At 32.8% G+C, this 2,160-nt stretch carries 1 protein-coding gene; it reads right to left on the bottom strand.

The annotated features are described in order from the left end of the window. Nucleotides 1–34: 34 nt before the first annotated feature. Nucleotides 35–1,963 carry a M1 family metallopeptidase gene (locus ABWP60_RS09545; RefSeq protein WP_353151797.1) on the bottom strand — a complete coding sequence of 643 codons (1,929 nt, stop codon included), beginning with the start codon at nt 1,961–1,963 and terminating at the stop codon, nt 35–37. Nucleotides 1,964–2,160: the final 197 nt, after the last annotated feature.

Here is a 2,160-nt window from a genome sequence, read left to right as displayed (position 1 = left end):
TCGCCTTACTTTTTAATATTATTTTATGGTTACCCTATTTTTTTATGAAATTTTTATGAAATAAGCCTTCTGAAGTTTCAAGTTTTAAATAATGAACACCACTTGAAAGTCCAGAAATATCAAGAATATTTTTGAAATCTGTTTTTAAAAGTTGCCCTAAATTATTGTAAATTTCCACTTTGTATAACGTAACATTATTCGGGAATTGTATGGTTAATTCGTTTTCTGAAGGAACTGGATAAACAGAAATCGCGGAGTTCATATCAAAATTTTCAGTACCTAATGTAGCCGTATTGTTTTTAGAAATAATATGTTTGTTTGGGTCAAAAGCAACGCCAGTTACTACAAACGGAACCGATACTATAAACTCTTGAGCATTGTTGGTATTATTTACTACAACGTCTACTACTTGTGAGCCACTTCCTGTTAATCTAATCTCTAGAGGCATTTCAAAAAAAGAAACACTAGCGTGGGATTGCGTTTGATTTACAATAATTTTTGCTTGTCCAGCGCCCCAATTTTGAGCTGTAATAGTATAAGTGGGATACCCTTGATTGTACAACCAATCGTTAAAAAATTCCGTTAAACTATTGCCATTATCGGCTGCTTCTAAATGCGATTTTAAATTCGCTGTAACGGCATATCCGTAGGCTAAAGCAGGATCCGCTAAATAACTTTTTAATGCTTGAAAAAATTTCACATCTCCCAATTTCCAACGCAACATATGAGTAATCATCGAGCCTTTATTGTATGTTAATCGGGAACTAAAAATTCGATTTACATTTAATGCTTCTAAATCTGTTAAATAAGTAGCCCCAGAAAGTGAAGATGTTATGTTATTTATCTTATTATTCTTCCAAGTTACAAAATTAGTAGCCCCGTCTTGCTCATGAACCAAACCAGACATATATTCTGTTAATCCTTCATTTAACCAAATGTCTTTCCAAGTGCCACATGTGATTTTATTACCAAACCAATGGTGAGCTAATTCATGTGAAATTAAGTCCCTCCCAAAACTTCCCATTGAGGAAACCGTTGTATGTTCCATGCCGCCTCCCCAACCAAATTGAGCATGACCATATTTTTCATTTCTAAATGGATAAGGTTCTAACAAACTTTCAAATAAATTCATAATTCCAGGAGTTACATCCAACTGGTTTTGAATTGTAGTTGTATTAGATTCTGGATATAAATAATTTATAATTGGAAAATAAGGGGAAGCCACCGTTCCTAAACCTGCTTGCTGATTATATACTACATAATTGGTTATGTTTAAAACAATTAAATAGGCAGGAATTGGAAATAAATGCCTAAAATGTGTAGTGGCATTGGCACCTGTTACAATTCTGCTCTGTTGTAGCCCGTTCGAAACACTATTGAAAGCAGAAGGCGCCGTTATATACATATCAAAACTATTGATTTTATCATTTAAATCTTGCTTACATGGCCACCAATCTCTAGCACCAAAAGGTTCTGAAAGGGTATAAATTATAGGCGTCCCATTATGTGTACTTCTTGTAAATGCACCTTCAGCAGTTGGCGGAATACCCGCATAAGTAATTATTACTGAGGCGCTAGTTCCTGTAGAAATGGTACTCGGAAAAGTAATGTTTAATTCGTAATTACTTTGAGAAAAAGTTAAATTCGTGCTATTCATGGTAACGGAACTCACTACTAACTGAGTAGCCATATCAAAAGTAATAGAACTCATATTTGCTAAAGCAGTAAACGTAGTTTTTACTACACCACTAATCGCAGCTGGAGAATTGTTCGGGTTAACTGTAAAACGTAATTCATGGTAGGTAACATCATAGTTTTGTGTGTTCGGATTTACTTGAACATTCATCGTTGAAGCTGCCGATTTTGATTCGGATTCCACCATTTTATCAAATTCTAATTCCGTAGTTTGAGAAAAACTGAAAGTGGTAGATAAAACAAAAATGAATTGAATAATATTTTTCATTATTATTATTTTAAAAGCACGAAAATAGTTATTTTTTTTTAATCTTTAATCACAGTTTACATTTCTACACATTCTTTTCTAAAAAATTTACAACAATTTCTTACATTTGCTTTCCAAAAACAAACAAACATGTTACAAATACATTTTATTAGAGAAAACAAAGAAGAAGTAATTACGCGTTTAGCGAAAAAAAACTT

Source organism: Flavobacterium sp., from assembly GCF_040402895.1.
In the GTDB taxonomy this organism is placed as follows: Bacteria; Bacteroidota; Bacteroidia; order Flavobacteriales; family Flavobacteriaceae; genus Flavobacterium.
Note: the sequence above shows the minus strand (reverse complement) of the source record. Positions and strands in the feature narration are given on the sequence as shown.